This is a genomic window from Gracilibacillus thailandensis, from assembly GCF_010994055.1.
In the GTDB taxonomy this organism is placed as follows: domain Bacteria; phylum Bacillota; class Bacilli; order Bacillales; family Amphibacillaceae; genus Gracilibacillus; species Gracilibacillus lacisalsi.
The window spans coordinates 1-1,243 of record NZ_WJID01000152.1; the positions used below are offsets into that span (position 1 = coordinate 1).

A 1,243-nucleotide genomic window follows, 5' to 3' on the forward strand; every position below is an offset into this window, starting at 1 on the left:
GTATGGCATAGGAAATTACTAATAAGTTTTATAAAACCCCATATCCTTTTTCTATTATTCGTTGTTGAACAAGAATAGCGAAAGCGAAACGGTCAGCCGTATCGGTTGACTTGCAACTAGCAAGCTTTCAAAATGGCAACTCCATATGAATAGCTATTCTTGCTTCTTAAAATATACGTGTTGCATCACCTTTTCCTATCATACTTGCTTATAAAAGTTGTGATATCAATGGTTATATACTTTCCTTTTAAACAAAAAACAAGAGCCTTGTTAAAGACTCTTGAAAAATTAATATATAAATAAATGCTGTTAACTATAAATTCTTTTCCATAATGGTATTTTCACTTGATAACCACCATGATGCTCTAAATAAACGGGTAAATCACCGTGATAAATTAATTCTAACGCTTTCCACTCTTTTAAGTCCTGCGGTTTTACCAGGCATGCGGGTTTCTCATCAATGTAAATCCCTGCCTCTTTCAAGATGGTAACAACAAATTCCGAACAGAAATAAGCGTGCTCGCGTTGCCATTCCAAGTTAAAGAGGACACCAAATAGACCTAACAAATTATAGCGGTATTGATCTGTTTCAGCTTCCATTTTTTCTATCCGTTGCTTTAATGCATAATATGTATCATCCGATATCGATAATTGATAGATTGCACATTTCGAATGACTAAAAAACGGAGTACGTAAATTTTCTCTGACAAAGCCGCCAATCCAAGGATTATATGGATGCTTTCTTCCGAAACTATATACTTCTGTTAAAGAAGAATCAAAAGCAATCGATGCATGATTTAAAGTTGATTTTGTACACAGATTAATCATACGCGATAAAAGCGTCCCAGTATCTGTGAAAAGAAGATAAACTTTTTTCACCTTCGCCCCCTCCTTCCATCTCTATATGATAGTTTGTCTTATCGGTTTGGATAATGGGCTATAGATATATTTTGATGTAAGACTTGAGGCGTATTTTCTCCATTTATTTACTTTGATTTTCTTAGGTGGAAAAAAATTCAATACGCATGTATTTTTACTATAGTATATTTTTTACCGATGTGCAAGGGTGACTTGTCAATAAGTGTAAGAAGATCTGTGATCGATCTAGTTGTCATGTGAAAGTGGGTGGCCTACGCTAAAAAGCGATCTACATTTTTTTATCGTACGGACATTACATCTTTTATTTTACATTGTATCAAACTTCAAAAAGTTAGGTCGAGTAAGCGGGAATACTTTTATAACT

General features: G+C 34.1%; 1 protein-coding gene. It reads right to left on the bottom strand.

From position 1 onward, the window contains the following. Positions 1–309 precede the first annotated feature (309 nt). Complete coding sequence (locus GH715_RS21255; RefSeq protein WP_205601885.1) at positions 310–879, bottom strand: hypothetical protein; 570 nt, start codon at positions 877–879, stop codon at positions 310–312. Positions 880–1,243: the final 364 nt, after the last annotated feature.